The sequence below is a fragment of the Nonomuraea sp. NPDC004702 genome (assembly GCF_053601695.1).
Genome location: NZ_JBSGCE010000001.1, coordinates 149601 through 166884, shown reverse-complemented (window position 1 = coordinate 166884; position 17284 = coordinate 149601). Strand labels below are relative to the sequence as shown.

The 17284-nt window shown below is 72.3% G+C and carries 18 protein-coding genes; 11 read left to right on the top strand and 7 right to left on the bottom strand.

Annotation, left to right across the window (positions count from 1 at the left end):
* Positions 1-20 precede the first annotated feature (20 nt).
* The 3 genes from ACWEJ6_RS00840 to ACWEJ6_RS00830 are packed head-to-tail and all read left to right on the top strand — an operon-like array spanning position 21 to position 2055.
* Complete coding sequence (locus ACWEJ6_RS00840; protein ID WP_452420383.1) at positions 21-1028, top strand: DNA topoisomerase IB; 1008 nt, start codon at positions 21-23, stop codon at positions 1026-1028.
* Between the two features lie 45 nt (positions 1029-1073).
* Positions 1074-1322: a BON domain-containing protein gene (locus ACWEJ6_RS00835; RefSeq protein WP_352319530.1), complete on the top strand. Its 249-nt coding sequence runs from the start codon at positions 1074-1076 to the stop codon at positions 1320-1322.
* Positions 1315-2055, top strand: a complete 741-nt coding sequence (locus ACWEJ6_RS00830; protein ID WP_387670867.1) for a metallophosphoesterase family protein — start codon at positions 1315-1317, stop codon at positions 2053-2055. Before ACWEJ6_RS00835 ends, ACWEJ6_RS00830 begins: the two co-directional genes overlap by 8 nt.
* Before the next feature lie 11 nt (positions 2056-2066).
* Here ACWEJ6_RS00830 and ACWEJ6_RS00825 read toward each other — a convergent pair whose 3' ends face one another.
* Both ACWEJ6_RS00825 and ACWEJ6_RS00820 read right to left on the bottom strand, forming a co-directional pair.
* On the bottom strand, positions 2067-3848 hold the full coding sequence (locus ACWEJ6_RS00825; RefSeq protein WP_452420381.1) for a PP2C family protein-serine/threonine phosphatase: 1782 nt from the start codon (positions 3846-3848) through the stop codon (positions 2067-2069).
* 136 nt (positions 3849-3984) lie between these two features.
* A complete protein-coding gene (locus ACWEJ6_RS00820; RefSeq protein ID WP_165959640.1) occupies positions 3985-4134 on the bottom strand; it encodes a GPGG-motif small membrane protein in 150 nt (49 codons plus the stop codon).
* A 71-nt stretch (positions 4135-4205) separates the two neighbouring features.
* On the opposite strand from ACWEJ6_RS00820, the gene ACWEJ6_RS00815 reads away from it, so the two are divergent.
* Positions 4206-5159 carry a TIGR03557 family F420-dependent LLM class oxidoreductase gene (locus ACWEJ6_RS00815; RefSeq protein WP_452420379.1) on the top strand — a complete coding sequence of 318 codons (954 nt, stop codon included), beginning with the start codon at positions 4206-4208 and terminating at the stop codon, positions 5157-5159.
* Positions 5160-5162: 3 nt separating this feature from the next.
* Here ACWEJ6_RS00815 and ACWEJ6_RS00810 read toward each other — a convergent pair whose 3' ends face one another.
* Positions 5163-5648, bottom strand: coding sequence for a DUF1360 domain-containing protein (locus ACWEJ6_RS00810; RefSeq protein WP_397166112.1), 486 nt, complete (start codon positions 5646-5648; stop codon positions 5163-5165).
* Between the two features lie 151 nt (positions 5649-5799).
* Here ACWEJ6_RS00810 and ACWEJ6_RS00805 point away from each other — a divergent pair, with 151 nt between their 5' ends.
* Entirely contained in the window at positions 5800-6351 is a 552-nt protein-coding gene (locus ACWEJ6_RS00805) for a nucleotidyltransferase (protein WP_352319540.1), read from the top strand.
* 187 nt (positions 6352-6538) lie between these two features.
* On the opposite strand, the gene ACWEJ6_RS00800 is transcribed toward ACWEJ6_RS00805, so the two are convergent.
* A complete protein-coding gene (locus tag ACWEJ6_RS00800) occupies positions 6539-6826 on the bottom strand; it encodes a PRC-barrel domain containing protein (RefSeq protein ID WP_352352063.1) in 288 nt (95 codons plus the stop codon).
* A 190-nt stretch (positions 6827-7016) separates the two neighbouring features.
* On the opposite strand from ACWEJ6_RS00800, the gene ACWEJ6_RS00795 reads away from it, so the two are divergent.
* From ACWEJ6_RS00795 to ACWEJ6_RS00775, 5 genes are all read left to right on the top strand, one after another.
* Positions 7017-7832 (top strand): SAM-dependent methyltransferase, encoded by an 816-nt coding sequence (locus ACWEJ6_RS00795; RefSeq protein ID WP_452420376.1) that lies wholly within the window; start codon positions 7017-7019, stop codon positions 7830-7832.
* A 190-nt stretch (positions 7833-8022) separates the two neighbouring features.
* Positions 8023-8892: a DMT family transporter gene (locus tag ACWEJ6_RS00790; protein ID WP_452420374.1), complete on the top strand. Its 870-nt coding sequence runs from the start codon at positions 8023-8025 to the stop codon at positions 8890-8892.
* A 167-nt stretch (positions 8893-9059) separates the two neighbouring features.
* The gene (gene secA2, locus ACWEJ6_RS00785) at positions 9060-11210 is read left to right on the top strand and encodes an accessory Sec system translocase SecA2 (RefSeq protein WP_387670858.1); all 2151 of its coding nucleotides are present in this window, start codon (positions 9060-9062) and stop codon (positions 11208-11210) included.
* Positions 11211-11264: 54 nt separating this feature from the next.
* On the top strand, positions 11265-11639 hold the full coding sequence (locus ACWEJ6_RS00780; protein WP_452420372.1) for a VOC family protein: 375 nt from the start codon (positions 11265-11267) through the stop codon (positions 11637-11639).
* A 164-nt stretch (positions 11640-11803) separates the two neighbouring features.
* The gene (locus ACWEJ6_RS00775) at positions 11804-12772 is read left to right on the top strand and encodes a DMT family transporter (RefSeq protein WP_452420370.1); all 969 of its coding nucleotides are present in this window, start codon (positions 11804-11806) and stop codon (positions 12770-12772) included.
* Here ACWEJ6_RS00775 and ACWEJ6_RS00770 read toward each other — a convergent pair.
* Positions 12741-13901: an FAD-dependent monooxygenase gene (locus ACWEJ6_RS00770; protein WP_452420368.1), complete on the bottom strand. Its 1161-nt coding sequence runs from the start codon at positions 13899-13901 to the stop codon at positions 12741-12743. The genes ACWEJ6_RS00775 and ACWEJ6_RS00770 overlap by 32 nt on opposite strands.
* A gap of 82 nt (positions 13902-13983) precedes the next feature.
* Between ACWEJ6_RS00770 and ACWEJ6_RS00765 the strand changes: the two genes are divergently transcribed.
* Positions 13984-14556: a TetR/AcrR family transcriptional regulator gene (locus tag ACWEJ6_RS00765; RefSeq protein ID WP_452420366.1), complete on the top strand. Its 573-nt coding sequence runs from the start codon at positions 13984-13986 to the stop codon at positions 14554-14556.
* Between the two features lie 42 nt (positions 14557-14598).
* On the opposite strand, the gene ACWEJ6_RS00760 is transcribed toward ACWEJ6_RS00765, so the two are convergent.
* Positions 14599-14724: a hypothetical protein gene (locus tag ACWEJ6_RS00760; RefSeq protein ID WP_358288272.1), complete on the bottom strand. Its 126-nt coding sequence runs from the start codon at positions 14722-14724 to the stop codon at positions 14599-14601.
* A 149-nt stretch (positions 14725-14873) separates the two neighbouring features.
* Complete coding sequence (locus ACWEJ6_RS00755) at positions 14874-17270, bottom strand: nSTAND1 domain-containing NTPase (protein ID WP_452420364.1); 2397 nt, start codon at positions 17268-17270, stop codon at positions 14874-14876.
* Between the last annotated feature and the right edge of the window lie 14 nt (positions 17271-17284).

The window sequence follows — 17284 nt, the reverse complement described above, 5'->3', positions numbered from 1 at the left end:
GTGCTGGGTAGCCGCCCTGTGTGCCCGAGCTACATCCCAGTGACCAGAGTGAGCCGGGGATCGTCCGGCGCCGTCGCGGGCGCGGGTTCAGCTACGAAGGACCGGACGGGCGGCCGGTGCGCGACAAGGCGACGCTGGAGCGCATCAGGTCGCTCGTCATCCCCCCGGCGTGGAAGGACGTCTGGATCTGCTCCTCCCCGTACGGCCACCTCCAGGCCGTCGGCGTGGACGCGGCCGGACGCCGGCAGTACCGCTACCACGACCTCTGGCGCGAGCAGCAGGACAAGGCGAAGTTCGACCACGTGCTGGAGGTGGCCGAGCGCCTGCCCGCGTTCCGCAAGGCCGTGGACGACCGCCTCAAGGGCCGCGGCCTGACCCGGGACCGGGTGCTGGCCGCCGCCGCCCGCCTGCTGGACGTCGGCTTCTTCAGGATCGGCGGCGAGAGCTACGACACCTACGGCCTGGCCACCCTGCGGATGGAGCACGTGACCTGCAGCAACGGTGTCGTGACCTGCGCCTACCAGGCCAAGGGGGACATCTCCCGCGAGGTCGTGGTGGCCGATCCCGGAGCCTGCACGGTGCTGCGTTCGCTCAAGGCGCTCGGCGCGGAGGGCGAGCTGCTCCGCTACCGCCGCCCGGAAGGCGGCTGGGGCGACGTCAGGAGCGAGGACATCAACGACTACCTGCGCGAACTGGTCGGCTGCGAGGTCACCGCCAAGGACTTCCGCACCTGGCACGCGACCGTCCTGGCCGCGGTGGGCCTGGCGGTCTCCAAGCACGCGCGGGGGAACGGCACCGCCAGGAAGCGGGCGGTCACCCGGGTGATGCGGGAGGTGGCCGAGTATCTGGGCAACACGCCGACCGTGGCGCGGGCGTCGTACGTGGACCCGCGGGTGGTGGAGGCGTACGACCAGGACAGGACGATCGCCGGGGCCCTCACCGAGCTCGGAGCGGACGCCGATTACGGGCAGCTCGCCACCCACGGGACGGTGGAACGGGCCGTTATAGACCTTATTCGCGCCGTTTGAGCCGTTAATCCCCGGGCATGCGGCGACAATAGAAGGAGGCAAGCGATGGAAGCTCCGCAGTACGTCGCGGCCCGCGTCCAACAGGCGCTGGCCGAGGACGGACGCACGCACGAGCTGGGCATCAAGGTCGACGTCCGCGGCGACCAGTTGTTCCTGCGTGGTCAGGTGAGCGGAGCCGAGCAGCGCGACAGGCTCGGCCAGGTGGCGCGGGAGATCGCGCCCCAGCTGCACCTGCACAACGAGATACGCGTGGTCGACGTCTCGGCGCCGGGGGAGGATGAGCATCTTGACTGACCTGCGAATCGCGGCGGTGGGCGACATCCACCTGGGCGAGGACGTCAGAGGCCAGTACCGGCGCAGGCTTGAGGGCATCGAGGAACGTGCCGACGTGTTCATGGTCGCGGGAGACCTCACCCGGCACGGCACACTGGAGGAGGGCCGGGTCGTGGCCGACGAGCTGCGCGGCCTGCCCATCCCCACCGTGGCGGTCCTGGGCAACCACGACTACCACTCCGACCTGCAGTACGAGATCGCCGCCGAGCTGCGCGACGCCGGCGTCATCGTGCTCGACGACGACGGCACGGTGATCCAGTGCGGTGACCGGAAGCTGGGCGTGGTCGGCGGCAAGGGGTTCGGCGGCGGGTTCGCCGGCAAGAGCGCCAGCGAGTTCGGCGAGCGCGAGATCAAGAACTTCATCTCCCACACGCGCTACATCGCCGAGGCGTGGAAGGTCGCGCTCAAGGAGCTCGTGGCCGACCAGCGCGTGGTGCTGTCCCACTACTCCCCGATCAAGGAGACGCTGGAGGGCGAGCCGCTGGAGATCTACCCCTTCCTCGGCAGCTACCTGCTGGCCGAGGCGGTGGACACGGCGGGCGCCGACCTCATCCTGCACGGGCACGCCCACAAGGGCACGGAGAAGGGCACGACCTCGGGCGGCATCCGGGTGCGCAACGTCGCCCTGCCCGTCCTCGGCAGGGCGTACGGCGTCTACTGCCTGGAGGAGCCGGGCAACGGCTACGACGACTGACCCGGCAGGCGTCACAACACGCGTGCCGCGATCACGCACACGTCGTCGGTGGAGTCGTCGGCGCCGAGCCGCCGCAGCAGGCAGTCGATCATCTGCTCGGGATCGTCCCCCACGCACGAGCGCGAGGCCCGCAGGAGCGCGGCCATGCCGACGTCCAGGTCCTGCCCGCGCCGCTCCACGACGCCGTCGGTGTACAGGACCAGGGTGTCGCCGGGTTCGAGCTGGGTGACGGTCATGTCGTACTCGGCCGCGTCGAAGGCCCCCAGCAGCGTGCCGGTGACCCCGTCGATGGCCTGCCCGTGCCCGTCCCTGATGAGGACGGGCGCGAGGTGCCCGGCGTTGGTCCAGGCGAAGGTGCGGCGCTCGGGGTCGAAGTGGCCGATGATCGCGGTGCCGGTGACGGTGACGTCCTCGTTGGAGTGCACGATGAGGTCGTTCAGCCAGGTGGCGAGCTGACCGGCGGGAGCGCCGGTGTACGCCAGGCCGGCCAGCCCCGAGCGCATCTGCAACATGATGCTCGCGGCGGTCAGGCCGTGGCCCATGGCGTCGCCGATGGCCAGCAGCACGCGGCCGTCGGTGATCAGCCGGGCCTTGAACCAGTCGCCGCCGAGCCTGGCCAGGTCCTCGCTCGGCAGGTAGCGCACGCCGACGGCGAGCCCCGGCAGCGGGATGAGGCCCCGGCGGATCGGCAGGATCGTGTTCTGCAGCTGGACGGTGATCCGGTGCTCCTGCTCGGCCCGCTCCTTCTCCTTGGTCGCCTGCTCGTGCGCCACGGCCAGCGCGCGTTCCCTGCGGCGGTTCTTGGTGACGTCCTGGACCAGGCAGCGGACCTTGACCGGCACGCCGTCCCCGTCGAGGATCGGCTCGCTGTAGACGCACAGGTGGCGTACGCCGTGCCGGTGCTGGATGCGGAACTCGTTCTCCACGGCCTCGCGGAACTCCAGCAGCGTGCGGATCTGCTCGTCCATGACGGGCAGGTCCTCGGCGACCACCACGGCGGGCAGCTCCTCCAGGGGCATCGGGCCGTCGGCGCGGGCGCGGCCGAACATCTCGTACATCTGCGGCGTCCACAGGGTGCGCTCGGTCGCCAGGTTCCACTCGCCCCAGCCCAGCTCGGCCAGGCGCTGGGCGCGTTCCCAGCCGGAGACCAGCAGCTCTTCGTCGTCGAGGATGCGCCAGCTCACCAGCAGGCCCTCGTCCACGCGCGCGGCGCGCACGGCCAGGGTCGCCGGCCACAGCCGGTAGTCCATGGCCTCGACGAACTCCAGCGGCATGTGGTGCAGGGACTCGCCCGACTCGTACACGGCGATGTAGTCGTCCAGCAGGCCGGAACTGGCCACGCCGGGGCTGACCGACAGCAGGCGGCGCCCGGCCAGGTCGTCGGCCGTGCGCCCGGCGGGGGTCCTGGCGTGCTTGTTGGCGGCCAGGACGAGGAAGTCCACGACGCGGCCCGCGTCGTCGTGGACGGGGGTGAGGAAGAGGGCCGAGGCGTGCACGCCCGCCAGCATGCCGCGTACCCACTCGGGCACTTCGGGCCGTTCGAGCACCTGCTCGGACGGCCGTTCGATGCCCTTGGCGACCTCGGTCAGGTCCAGACCGCTGTGCTGGGCCATCCTGGCGAGTTGCTCGGCGGCCTCGCCTGGGCGGATGTTGAGCCGGGTGGCCAGGCGGGCCGTGGCCTCGTCGAGGATGGCCTGGGTACGCAGGTGGCGGCGTACGTGAACAAGTTGCTCACGGACCCGTGCCGAAGCCGCGTTCATCTCGTAGCGGCTGAACGGCGGAAATCTGCTCACTCGCTCCCCATGCCCGATCAATCGGGATTGAGGGCTGGTGGTGCTGATATTTCGGCAAAACTAGGTGGTCCGCTGGGCCGTTCTCGAGGTTCGGCCCAGCGGGTTGTCACGGACGGAGTGCGGGGCGGCGTGCGCCCTACACATTGAAGATGCTGACCCCGCCCGGGCCCACGAGGAAGCCGAGGACGATGAGCACGATCCCCCAGAGGAGGTCGCGACGGGCCAGAATCACGTAGATCCCGGAGATGACGAGGATTACGGCGATGATCCAAAGCAAAGTAGCCATGTGACTGCAACTGCCCCCACGCGCGACTCAGTAACATGTTTTCCTCCGCCGTAACGGGCAGGTGGTGATTCATGACGACATTCGGCTATTTCTTGTCGTGTGAGGAACACGGACCCAAAGAACTGGTACGTCAGGCCAAAGCCGCCGAACGCGCCGGTTTCGAGGCTCTGTGGATCTCCGACCACTTCCACCCCTGGCTGGACGAGCAGGGCCAGGCGCCCTTCGTCTGGTCCGTGATCGGCGCGCTGGCCGAGGCGACCTCCCTGCCCATCACCACCGCCGTCACCTGCCCCCTCATCCGTACGCACCCGGTCGTCGTCGCGCAGGCCGCCGCCACCACGGGAGCGCTCACCGGCGGACGTTTCCGGCTCGGCGTGGGCACCGGCGAGGCGCTGAACGAGCACGTCGTCGAGTCGCGCTGGCCGCCGCTCAGCGAGCGCCTGGAGATGCTCGAAGAGGCCGTCGGGCTGATGCGCGAGTTGTTCACCGGCAGGCTGGTGACCCACCGGGGCGCCCACTACCGCGTGGACACGGCCCGGCTCTACACGCTCCCCGACGAGCCGGTGCCCATCCTGATGTCGGGATTCGGCGAGAAGTCCACGACGCTGGCCGGCCGGCTGGCCGACGGCTACATCTCCACCGCGCCGGACGCCGAGTCGGTCACGCGCTTCCGCGAGGCGGGCGGCGCGGGCAAACCGGCGCTCGGCGGCCTCAAGGCGTGCTACGCCGCCGACGAGGCCACCGCGCGCAAGACCGTCCACCGCCTGTGGCCCACGCAGGGGATCAAGGGGGAGGCGTCGCAGATCCTGCCGCTGCCGCGCCACTTCGAGCAGCTCGCCGAGTCGGTCACCGAGGACGAGGCCGTGGGCGGCAGCCCGGTCGGCCCCGACCCCGAGGTCCACGCGCGGGCGCTCAAGGAGTACGTGGACGCGGGGTTCGACGAGGTCTACGTCAACCAGATCGGCACGGAGCAGGACGCGTTCTTCGACTTCTACGAACGCGAGGTGCTCCCGAGAGTGCGCTGACAGCTAGTCGGCCGACTTCATCAGCTTGGCGTACCCGAGCTGCAGCCAGTCGGAGATGGCCACCGCGGTCATCGTGGCGCCGACGAGCCTGGTCACCCTGGGGGCGAAGACCAGGCCGACGGCGTACGCGGTGGCCGCCCACTGGGCCAGGCAGAACGGGCAGGCCAGCAGCTCGCCCATCGGCCCGCGCGGCTCCTCCTGGACCTCTGAGGGGCCGCCCTGGCCCTCGTACCTGGTGAAGGGCGCCCGCAGAGGGCTCATGACCGGGTCCTTGGCCAGGCGCCGGGAGACCTTGTGCGTGCAGGCCGCCATGAGCGCGAGGTCGAGGACGCCGACCCGTTCGGGCAGCTTCCGCTTGGTGAGCACCGCGGCCGCCGCCGCCGCGGCCACCCCCGCGCCGTACGTGGCGAGGATGCCCAGGTAGCCGCCCAGCGGACGATCATGCCCGTTGCCGTAGGCCCGTTCCGTCTTCTCCAGCATCTCGGTCATAGGGTGTGGCGCTACCCTCAACCCCTGCCTCTACGCGCCGTCCCCGGCGCTGTCTCTTGGGCTGTTCCCGACGTCTACATGACGATCGTGAGGGTAGCCCGGAACCATGAGCAGCCATGGTCATGCGGTCACTGACGCCATCCTTGACACGTTGAAGCGCGCCAGCTCCGGGCTGAAGGACGCCGGGGTGAAGTTCGCGCTGGCCGGCGGCTGCGCGGCCTACGCCAGAGGCGCCGCCCCCTCCTTGCACGACGTGGACTTCGTGCTCACCGAGCATGACGTGCCCGCCGCCCTGGAAGCCCTGCGCGGGCTGGGCTTCGAGACCGCCAAGCCGCCGGAGGACTGGCTGGTCAAGGCGTACGACGAGGGCCGGCTGGTCGATCTGATCTTCCGGGTCTCCGACCATGAGATCACCGAGGAGCTGCTGGACCGGGCCGAGCCGTTGAAGGCGTCGGCGGTGATCGTGCCCGTGCTGGAGGCCACCGACCTGGTCATCTCGTGGCTGCTGCCGCTGTCGGAGCACGCCTGCGACTACGGCTCCCTGCTGGCCCAGGTGCGGGCGCTGCGCGAGCAGGTGGACTGGCCGCGGGTGGTGGCGGTGGTGGCCGACTCGCCGTACGCGACGACGTTCGTGACGCTGCTGGAGCGGCTGGGCGTGCTGAGCGAGCCGGTGGTGGCCAGCGGCGAGAGCCGGTGGCCCTGACCCGGCAGCCCTGACCCGGCAGCCCTGACCCGGCAGCCCTGACCCGGCAGCCCTGACCCGGCAGCCCTGACCCGGCAGCCCTGACCCGGCAGCCCTGACCCGGCAGCCCTGAGGAGGGCGGCCCGGAACGGGCGGAGGGCCGCGCCCCGATCGGACGCGGCCCTCCCTCTAGGGCAGACTGCGAGGGTCACCCGCCGTAGCGGCCGTAGTAGTCGCCCAGCCGCGTGCGGTACTCGGGCTCCTTGTACCTGCCCTCGTCGAACTCGGGCGCGTCCTTGATCTCGGCCTTGGTGCGCGCGACGTGCACGTTGCGCTCCTGAGGGTCGATGCGCGTGACGACCTGCGCCGGCAGCATGACCTTCTTGCCGAAGATCCAGGGACCGGTGTCGACGATGATGTAGCTCTCGCCGACCTCGTACGTCGCCTCGTCGACGGACCCGATCTTCCCGTCGGTCGCCTGGACGTGGTACCCCACGAGATCCAGACTCTGACCGCGGTCATAGACGTCAGGACGATAGTTCCAGAGCTCCATCGGGCTCTCTTCCTCTCTTCTTCCGTCTTTTCTCGGGCAAGACCTCCGCTACCCGGACAGACTCCGGTAAACCCCCAACAAAGCGTCGGTGGCGGCGGCTACGATCCGCGTCACGGACTGGAAAGGGGGCCGGATGACCGTCGGCGAGGCGCAGGAGTGGGCCCCTCCGGGCGTCGACGTCACGCGTCCCAGCGTGGCCCGCGTGCACGACTGCCTGCTCGGCGGCGTGGAGAACTTCTCCGTCGACCGCTCGGTGGCGCGCCGGCTCAAGGACGCCGTGCCCGAGGTGGTCGACCTCGTCTGGTGCAACCGGGCCTTCATCGGCCGGATCGTCGACTTCCTCGTCCGCGAGGCGGGCATCAGGCAGATCATCGACCTCGGCGCCGGGCTGCCGACCATCGAGAACACGCACGAGGTCGCCCAGTTCGCCGACCCCCGTACCAGGGTCGTCTACGTGGACATCGACCCCATGGTCGAGCCGCACGCCCGCGCCATCATGAGCGGCAACCCCGGCGCCACCGCGATCACCGCCGACGCCCGCGACGTCGACGCCGTGCTCGGCCACCCCGAGCTGGGCCGCCTGATCGACCTCGACCAGCCCACGGCCCTGCTGGCCATCGGGCTGCTGCACCTGTTCCCCGACGCCGACGACCCCCACGGCCTGGTCCGGCGGTACGTCGCCGAACTCGCCCCCGGCAGCCACCTGGCCGTCTCCAACATGCTCGCCTCCGGCAACCCCAAGGCCAAGGCCCTGGAGGCGCTGCTCCAGGCCACCATGGGCACCGGCCACTTCCGCGAGCGCGCGGCGATCGAGGCGTACTTCGACGGGCTCGTGCTGGTCGAGCCCGGGGTGGTGCACTTCCCCGAATGGCACCCCGACGAGCGGCTGCCCGGCCCGCTGGCCCCTTGGGAAGAGCTGCTGCTGGGCGGCGTGGCCCGCAAGCCGTGAAACCCGGGTGCCTTCGCGGCGGACGGACGGCTAGGGTGACGCCATGCCGCGTCGATTCCTCGTCTGCTCCCCGCCGCCGGCCCTCTAGCGGGCGGCGGCGTTTCAGGATTCTCCGGGTCTGACCGATCCGGGGGTGGTTGCTGCCCGCATACGGGCCCATTCCAACCACTCCATCCGGAGAACTCCTGTCATGACCCCTGTCTCCGCCCGCCGTGGCGCCGTCTACGTCTCCGTGGCCGCCACGGCCTGGGGCACCGGCGGCGCCGCCGGCGCGCTGCTGTTCGAGTCGGGCCACCTCGGCCCCGTCGGCGTCTCGCTCTGGCGCTACCTGCTCGGCGCCGCCTTCCTGCTCGCGCTCACCCGCCGCGCGGCGCGTCCGCGCCGGCTCACCTGGCACGTCCTGCCGGTCGGGGCCGGCATGGCCGTCTACCAGACCGCGTACTTCGCGGCCATCGCCGGGTCCGGCGTCGCGGTCGCGACGGTCGTGACCATGGGCGCGACGCCGATCTTCACCGCCCTCGGCGGGCGGCTGCTGCTGCGCGAGCCGCTCGGACCGGTCGCCCGCGCCTCGCTGGCCGCCGCGCCGGTCGGGCTCGTCCTGCTCACCTGGGAGTCCGTCGTCCAGACCCGCTCTCTGTCCGGCATCGGGTACGCCCTGCTGTCGGCCGCCGGGTACGCCGGCGTGACGCTCTTCTCCCGGCACCACAGGGCGGCCGATCCGCAGGCCACCGCGGTCGGCGGGTTCGCGGTCGGGGCGGCCTGCCTGGCGCCCTTCGCCCTGCCCGCGGGCGTGCTGCCCGAGCTGAGCATGTCGTCGGTGGCGCTGCTGGTCTACCTGGGCGCGGTGCCCACCGCCCTGGCCTACGGCCTGTTCTTCCGGGCGCTCACCGCGTTGCCGGCCACCACGGTCTCGATCATCTCGCTGGGCGAGGCGGCCGGGGCGGCGCTGATCGGCGTCCTGCTGTTCGGCGAGCGGCTGACCCCGCTCGCCTGGGGCGGGTGCGCGCTCCTGCTCGCCGCGGTCGCCGTTCTCGCGCTGAAAGCGGAAACGGAGATGTGAGGTCCAGGGCCCGTGATGAGTTAAGGTCCGGTACGGCGACGCTTGCCGTATCGTCGCTCCGTTCTCTCATTTCGGCATAACGGAACGGCGCCGGCGAAACGTGCGTTGGAGGAACTGTGGCCTCGATAAAGGGAATATTCAGAAACCTCCTGGATCGTCCAGGCGGCGTGAACCTGAGCCCCTATCTGAAGATCGTCAAGGCGGCCGAAGAGCGCGCCGGCCGGGTCGGGAAGCTCGACGAGCTGCCGACGCCGGCCATGGACGATCTGGCCGAGTTCTGCGCCGTCGTGCGCGAGGCCGCCGACCGCACCCTCGGGCTGCGGCCGTACGACGTGCAGTTGCTGGGCACGCTCGCCCTGCTCGACGGCAAGGTGGCCGAGATGGCGACCGGCGAGGGCAAGACCCTGTCGGGCGCCATGGCCGCCGCCGGCTACGCGTTGCAGGGCAAGCGCGTCCACGTGATGTCCGTCAACGACTACCTGGCCAGGCGCGACGCCGAGTGGATGGGCCCGCTCTACGAGGCGCTGGGCGTCAGCGTGGGCTGGATCGACCAGAACTCCACCCCGGAGGAGCGCCGGGCCGCCTACGCCAAGGACGTCACGTACGGGCCGGTCAGCGAGATCGGCTTCGACGTGCTGCGCGACCGGCTGCGCACCGACCCGGCCGAGATCGTCGTGCCCGCGCCCGAGGTGGCGCTGATCGACGAGGCCGACTCCGTGCTGGTCGACGAGGCCAGGGTGCCGCTGGTGATGGCCGGCGCGGCCGACCCCGGCAACGCGGTGCCGGAGATGGCGGCGCTGGTGCGCACGCTCGTCCGCGGCTACCACTACGAGATCGACGAGCAGGCGCGCAACGTCTACCTCACCCCCAAGGGCGCCGACAGCGTCGAGAACATCCTCGGCGTCGAGCTCTACGACGAGCACGAGCCCGGCACCCTCATCGAGCTCAACCTCGCCCTGCACGCCCACGCGCTGCTCGCCCGCGACGTCGACTACATCGTGCGCGACGGCAGGGTGCAGCTGATCAACCCCTCGCGCGGCCGGGTCGCGCTGCTGCAGCGCTGGCCCGACGGCCTCCAGGCGGCCGTGGAGGCCAAGGAGGCGCTGCCGCCGAGCGAGAAGGGCGAGATCCTCGACTCGATCACCGTCCAGGGGCTGATCCGCCGCTATCCGCAGATCTGCGGCATGACGGGCACCGCCGTCGCGGTCAACGAGCAGCTCGGCGAGTTCTACGGCCTCAAGGTCGCGGTCATCCCGTCCAACCGGCCGTGCGTGCGGCAGGACGAGCCCGACCGCATCTACCCGACCGTCCCCGACAAGGACGCCGCGCTGGTCGAGGAGATCCAGGAGGTGCACGAGACGGGCCGGCCGATCCTCATCGGCACCCTCGACGTGGCCGAGTCGGAGAACCTCGCCAAGCTCCTGCAGCGCCGCGGCATGGAGCCGGTCGTCCTCAACGCCAAGAACGACGCCGAAGAGGCCGCGATCATCTCCAGGGCGGGCGAGCGCGGCGCGATCACCGTCTCCACCCAGATGGCCGGTCGCGGCACCGACATCCGGCTCGGCGAGGGCGTGGCCGAGCTCGGCGGCCTCTACGTGATCGGCTCCGGCCGCCACGCCAGCAGCCGCCTCGACGACCAGCTCCGCGGCCGGGCCGGCCGCCAGGGCGACCCGGGCGGCTCGGTGTTCTTCGTCAGCATGACCGACGACCTGATCACCCAGTTCGTCCCCGACGAGCGGCCGCCCGCCGCCGACCCCGACGGCCTGGTGCGCCACCGGCGCGGGGCGTACATCGTGGGCCACGCCCAGCGGGTGGCCGAGGGCGTCAACCTGGAGATCCACCGCAACACCTGGCGCTACACCCGCCTGCTCGAACACCAGCGTGAGCTGATCCTCGAATGGCGCGACAAGGTCCTCCACGGCGACGCCGCCGCCAAGGCGCTGGCCGAGGCCGACCCCGAGCGCTGGGCCGAGCTGCCCGAGGACACCAGGGACGAGACGGCCCGCCAGATCGTCCTGCACGCCATCGACACCTGCTGGACCGAGCACCTGGCCTTCCTCAACGACCTGCGCGAGGGCATCCACCTGCGCGCGCTGGGCCGGATGAGCCCGGTCGACGAGTTCCAGCGGGAGGCCGTGGCCGAGTACAAGGCGCTGCAGGCCGAGGTCGAACGCCGCTCGCTGGAGTCGTTCGAGGCCCCCGAGCCCGACCTCAAGCGCCCGTCGGCCACCTGGACGTACCTGGTGCAGGACAACCCGTTCGGCACGGAATGGGACCGGATCCTCAAGCGGGTGACCGCCGCCACGCGCCGCGGCTGAAACCGCCGGGCGTACCTGACAGAAGATGACAGGTACGCCTGCGAGCATGGACGCATGACAACGAAAGCCAAGCTCATCGCCTTCACCATCGACTGCGACGACCCCCGGAAGCTGGCCGCCTTCTACCACGAGGTGACCGGCTTCGAGATCCAGTACTCGGAGGAGGAGTACGCGGCGATCGGCGACGGCACCACGAACATCTACTTCGGCCGCGTCCCCGGTTACAAGCCGGGCGAGTGGCCCAGCGCCGACAAGAAGTTCCATCTCGACTTCCGCGTGCCCGACCTGGACAAGGCGGTCGAGGAGTACACCGCGCTCGGGGCGGTCAAGCCGGAGTTCCAGCCGGGCGTCACCGAGGAGGGCACGCGCTGGATCGTGCTGCAGGACCCGGAGGGCCACCTGTTCTGCGTGGTTCCCGAGCAATCGTAAGCTCCGCGACGCCCCTGCGGGGGCTCAAGGATCAGCCACAAGTTCGTGCAGGTGGCGGCCCCAATTGGGCGAATTATCAGCCTAAAGAATGATGGTAGTGCTCCGCTCGGCTCTTAAGCTGGAGCAATGCTCCTGCACGGACCCCTGCCCCTGCGTGGGCGCCGATGACCTGGATCGGGCTGCTCATCGCGCTGGCCGGAGCGCTGGGATACGCGCTCGGCGCCGCCCTCCAACAGTACGAGGCCGTGGCCGCGGGCGCCTCGCTCAAGCTGGTCCGGCGCCCCCGCTGGTGGATCGGCGGCGTCATCGGCTTCACCGGGGCGTGCCTGCACGCCGTGGCGCTCAGCTTCGCGCCGCTGGTGGCCGTGCAGCCGATCAGCGTGGCCACCCTGGTGTTCGCGGTGCCGCTGGCCGCCTTCATGTACGGGCGCAGGCCGTACCGGGCGGAGATCCTCGGCTCGATCGCCGTGGCCGTGGGCCTGCTCTGGCTCATGCTGCTGGTGCCGCAGCACAACGTCACGCCCCGGCTGAGCACTGGCGCCGCGCTCGCCTTCCTGGGCGTCATCGCGGCGATCGCGCTGGTCTCGCAGGTGCTCGCGCGGCGGTTCCACGGGCCCGCGCGGGCGCTGCTGCTCTCGGTGGGCGCCGGGGTGGTGACGGCGAGCGTCTCGACGTTCGTCCGGGTGGTCGGCGGCGGGCTGGAGGGCGACTGGGGGCGGCTGATCCACTGGTTCACGCTGGCCGTGCCGGTGCTGCTGGTCTGCGCGGTGGTGCTGCTCCAGCGCTCGTACGCGGTCGGCTACTTCGGCATCGCCTACGCCGGCGTCCAGGTCATCGACCCGATCACGTCGGTGCTGGCGGGGGCGATCCTGCTCGGCGAACCGCTGCCTGCCAGCCCGTCCACGGCCATCCCCGCCCTGCTGGCCGGGGCGCTGACCATCGGCGGCACGATCACCCTCGGCCGCCTCACCCCCGACCACTCCAAGCCGGCCCCGGCCCCCGCTCCCGTGCCCCCGGTGCTCACCTCGGCGACCGTGGCCGCCGAGGCCGCGTCCAACACGGCGTCCAAGGCGGCCTCCGAGACGGCGTCCGAGGGCGCGGTCACCGGTCGGCGGCCCGCGTCCGGTCAGTGACCGCCTCCACCGGCGGACGCCAGGCCAGCACGTCGTCCATCGAACGCAGCATCAGCTCCGGGCTGAGCCGGCCCGCCACGGTCACCGCGAGGTCGCGCAGCCGTACCGCGAGCGGGTTGCGCAGCTTGGTGACCCGGCAGATCGTCATCGACCGCCGCACGACCCCCGACGTGCGCGCCAGCCGCGCGGCGGTGTAGGCGGCCAGGTCGCCGTCGGCCACGTGCGCGAGCACCACGGCGTCCTCCAGCGCCTGGCAGGCGCCCTGGCCCAGGTTCGGGGTCATCGGATGGGCCGCGTCGCCCACCAGCGCCACCTTGCCCCGGTGCAGGGCGGGCAGCGGCGTCTTCAGGTAGTGGACGTCGTTGCGGATGATCCGGGCCGGGTCGGCGGCCCGCAGCAGCGCCGGGATCGGCTCGTGCCAGCCGCCGAACCTGCGCAGCAGCTCCTCCCGCTCGTCCCCGTGGGCCGCGCCGGCGGGTGACAGGTCGGTGGCGTACAGGTAGACCAGGTCGTCGGTGAGCTGGTGGACGCCGAACACCAGCCCCCTGCCCCAGCTCTCCGACCGGGGGATCTCCAGCCCGTTCCGCGGGACGAGCGCCCGCCACGCCGTCACCCCCGAGTACACCGGCCCCGGATGGCCGGGGAAGAGCGCCCGCCGGGTCGCCGAGCGGATGCCGTCGGCGCCCACGACCAGGTCGGCCTCGATCTCGCCCGCGTCCGTGCGCACGATCCCGCGCTCGGCCTCCACGCCCGTCACGGTGACGCCCAGCCGCAGGACGCCCGGTTCCAGGGCGTCGGCGAGCACGTCCATGAGGGTCGCCCGCAGCATGACGACCACCGAGTCCCCGTACCGGGCGTCGGCGTGATCGGTGGTGGTACGCGTCAGCCAGCGGCCGTCCGCCCGCCGCACGCCGAGCGGCCCCTCCACCGTGGACAGCTCGCGCACCCGGTCGCCCAACCCCAGCGTGTCGAGCGCCTTGAGCGCGTTGGCGGCGACCGCCAGCCCCGACCCGACGGGCTCGACGGCGGCCGCCCGCTCCAGGACGCTCACCTCCCACCCCTTGCGGCGCAGGGCCACGCCGCAGGCCAGCCCTCCGATGCCGCCACCGATCACCACAGCCTTGGGCATGACGCCTCCTTGGTTACTACGTCTGTAGTGTCAGCGTACTACGCCTGTAGTCCGCTCGCACTACCCCTGTAGTATTCGGTCCGTGAAACGAGCTGACGCCGTCGCCGACACGGCCATCACCCTGCTGGCCGAGCGGGGCATGCGCGGCCTCACCCACCGCGCCGTGGACGAGGCGGCCGGGCTGCCGCCCGGGTCCACGTCCAACCTGGCCCGCACCCGGGCCGCCCTGCTGGAGCTGACCCTGTCCCGGCTCACCGAGCTGGAGATGAAGGCCATGGCGATCGCCTACGAGCCGGTGCCGCTCACCCTCGACGACCTGCCCGCCCGGCTGGCCGAGGCGGTGCGCGTGCAGCTCGACGACCGCAGGCGCACCTTGGCCCGCTACGAGCTGGCCCTGGAGGCCACCAGGCGTCCGGAGCTGCGCGAGATCTACAACCGGGCGGGCCGCCACTTCCGCGACCCGGCGCCCGCCATGCTGGCCGCCCTGGGGTCGAAGGACCCGGTGCGCCACGCCCGCCAGCTCGTGGCCTTCGGGGAGGGGCTGATGTTCGACGCGATCGCCGGCGCGGGCTCCGTGCCCTCTGTGCAGGAGCTCACCCTCGCGCTGCGCGACCTGCTGACCGGCATGCTGCGTGACGAGGGCGCCGGCGGATAGGACCGCCGGCGCCCGTGTCGGCCATGCGTGGCCTCGGGCGGCCTACTCCTCGCCGCCCGCGTCCTCGCCGTCCCTCGCGTGTTTGCCGCGAGGCTCCCGGTGGCCGTCGGCCGCGCCGGACCCGGCCTCCGGCGACTCGTCCTTGGGGGGTGCCTCATGCCTGCCCATACGGGGGGAACTCTCCTTCTCTTCGACCAACAGCTCACGGTGACCGTATGACTACGGTTACGTGCCCGGCAAGGGGGTTGGTTCAAGATCCACGCCACGAATTCGAGAAAAACTCGCGTAACCCCGTGATCGGCCGGAATCGGCAAGGGTCAGCCGGGGCAGGTCGCCCGGTAGGGCACCTCGGGCAGGTGCCGGGCCCAGTCGGCGGCCGACAGGCCCCCGTAGCGGGCGCACACCGCCGACGCCGGGTCACCGGCCGCGGGCGAGCGGGCCAGGTCCAGCGTGAGCACCGTCCCGCCGGCGGCCAGCACGCGGGCCGTACGCCCGTCGTCCGCCAGCACCGCCCGCGGCGGCCGGTCCGCGCCGCCCACCGGCACCTGGCGTTCGGCCAGCAGCACGCGGTCCGGGACGCGCCACACCCGCACCCGGTCGTTGTCCGTCCCGGCCAGCAGCCGCCCGTCCGGGCTGAAGCGCAGGTGGCCGGGGGAGGGGCGCAGCCGGGTGCCGAGCACGGGCACGCCGTCCAGGTCGTAGATCTGGATGCCGGTCTCCTCGGCGATGGCCACCCGCTCGCCGTCCGGCGCGAACGTCGTGTACTCCCACGGCATCCGGTCCAGCCACGGCGCGGGCGTGACGCGGCCGCCGCGCCTGATCGCCGAGCGCCGTCCCTCGAACGTCAGCGCCACCCGATCGCCGGGACCGGCCACCGCGTACTCGCCGACGAAGGCCGCCCGGCGGGCCCGCAGGTCCCAGGCCCACCGCTCGCCCGACTGCCGGGCCGCCGCGAACAGCAGCCCGCCGCCCGGGCTGAACCACGCCGACTGCTCGCCCGGCGCCCCCAGCCCCCTCCCGAACGGCGGCCCCACGCCCTGCCCCGACGCGGTGTCCCACAGGTACGACCGGTCCACGCCGACGAAGGCCAGCGTGCGCCCGTCGGGGGACCAGGCCATCGCCCGCACGCTCTGCTCGGGACCGGCCGTCTCGGCCAGCCGCCGGTGCCCGGGGACGTCGTAGACGCGTACCGTGTCGTCGGTCAGCGCGGCCAGCCGGGAGCCGTCGTCGCTGATCGCGTACAGCGAGCGCGGCCCGGCCTGCGGGTCGGTGAAGACGTCCACGGCGGGGTCGGCGGCCGCCGCCGTCAGCGCCCGCCGCGCCTGCGGCACCTGGGCCAGCCGCCAGGCCGCCAGGCTCAGCCGGCGCGCGGTCACCGGATCGGCCACCCGCAGCGCCTCGGCCCGCGACGCGGCGACCTTGGCCATCGCCTGCTCCAGCCGCCCGTCGGCGGCCCCCCGCTGCCACACCGCGAGCAGCGCCGCCAGCAGCGCGACCGACAACAGGCCCGACAGCAGCCCGACCACGAGCCTCCGGCGCCTGCGCGCGCCGCCGCGGGCCCGCGCGAGCCCCTCGTCCAGGAAGGTCTGCTCGCCGGGGCTCAGGGTGACCCGTCGGCGCCCGCCGGCCGCCCACGCCATCGCCCGGTCGAGGGGTTCGCCCTGGTAGAGGTCGGACTCGCGGCGCCCGCCCGCCTCCCAGGCGCGGGCCGCCCTGGCCAGCTCCCGGTGCACGGCCAGGCCCTCCCGCTCGCCGTCCAGCCATTCGTGCAGGCGCGGCCAGGCCCGCAGCAGCGCCGTGTAGGTGATCGTGAGGGATCCCCCGTCGCCGATCGTCAGGATTCCGGCCTTCCCGTACGCCTCCAGCACCCGGTCGATCGCGGCCACCTCGTCGGGGGCGCGTCCGGCGACCAGGTCGTCGCGGAGGGCGGGGGCCACGGTGTCGCCGCCGGACTCGTCGAGCCCGACCAGGCGCAGGAAGACCTCGGGCACCAGATCCTGGTCCGCCCGGCAGAGCTGGAGGTAGAGGGCCTCGGCGCGGACGCCGAGCGGCGGGTCGTCGATGGGCTCCGGCGGCAGCAGGCGGCCGAGCTGGGACTGCGGGGCGTCGAGCAGGGACATGAGCAGGTGGCGGGCGTCCGGGCGCCGCTCGGGGTCGTCGTGGAGCGCGGCGGCGACCAGGCCGCGTAACAGCCGGTCGAGGCGCTCCCCGTTGCCTAATCGCTCGGTGAGCCCGTACGCGGCGAACAGCAGGACGCGCCCCCACGCCCGCACGTCGTCCGCCGGGCCGGCCTCGGCGTCGGCCAGCCCCAGCCCGACCAGGCGCGGCCCCTCGGCGCCCAAGATGATCTTGTCGGGCGTGAGCGACCCGTGCACCGCCCCGGCTTCGTGCACCGCGGCCAGCGCGGTGGCCGTGGCGGCGGCCAGGCGGTAGAGGTCGTCACCGGCGAAGGGGCCGTGCCGCTCGACGACCTGGCGCAGCGTCGGCCCCTCGATGTACTCGCTGACCAGGTACGGCGGATCGCCCTGCGGGCACGCCTCGACCAGTCGCGCCGCGTGCACCGAGCGCACCTGCGGGACCGTCGCGTACGCGCCCGGTCCGGGCAGGTGGAGGGCATGGCGACCGCCCGACTCGTCGTAGGCCTCGCGGACGGTGGTCCGCCCGCCGCCGTCGAGCCGGGCGCCGAGCCAGTAGCCTCCCAGCCGATCAGTCATGCGGGATTAGATGC

What these genes read in the sequence shown, in the direction of transcription:
- ACWEJ6_RS00835 (WP_352319530.1), top strand. Translation starts at nt 1,074, where the DNA reads ATGGAAGCTCCGCAGTACGTCGCGGCCCGCGTCCAACAGGCGCTGGCC.
- ACWEJ6_RS00820 (WP_165959640.1), bottom strand. Translation starts at nt 4,134, where the DNA reads ATGGCTACTTTGCTTTGGATCATCGCCGTAATCCTCGTCATCTCCGGG.
- ACWEJ6_RS00815 (WP_452420379.1), top strand. Translation starts at nt 4,206, where the DNA reads ATGACGACATTCGGCTATTTCTTGTCGTGTGAGGAACACGGACCCAAA.
- ACWEJ6_RS00810 (WP_397166112.1), bottom strand. Translation starts at nt 5,648, where the DNA reads ATGACCGAGATGCTGGAGAAGACGGAACGGGCCTACGGCAACGGGCAT.
- ACWEJ6_RS00795 (WP_452420376.1), top strand. Translation starts at nt 7,017, where the DNA reads ATGACCGTCGGCGAGGCGCAGGAGTGGGCCCCTCCGGGCGTCGACGTC.
- ACWEJ6_RS00790 (WP_452420374.1), top strand. Translation starts at nt 8,023, where the DNA reads ATGACCCCTGTCTCCGCCCGCCGTGGCGCCGTCTACGTCTCCGTGGCC.
- ACWEJ6_RS00780 (WP_452420372.1), top strand. Translation starts at nt 11,265, where the DNA reads ATGACAACGAAAGCCAAGCTCATCGCCTTCACCATCGACTGCGACGAC.
- ACWEJ6_RS00775 (WP_452420370.1), top strand. Translation starts at nt 11,804, where the DNA reads ATGACCTGGATCGGGCTGCTCATCGCGCTGGCCGGAGCGCTGGGATAC.
- ACWEJ6_RS00770 (WP_452420368.1), bottom strand. Translation starts at nt 13,901, where the DNA reads ATGCCCAAGGCTGTGGTGATCGGTGGCGGCATCGGAGGGCTGGCCTGC.
- ACWEJ6_RS00760 (WP_358288272.1), bottom strand. Translation starts at nt 14,724, where the DNA reads ATGGGCAGGCATGAGGCACCCCCCAAGGACGAGTCGCCGGAGGCCGGG.
- ACWEJ6_RS00755 (WP_452420364.1), bottom strand. Translation starts at nt 17,270, where the DNA reads ATGACTGATCGGCTGGGAGGCTACTGGCTCGGCGCCCGGCTCGACGGC.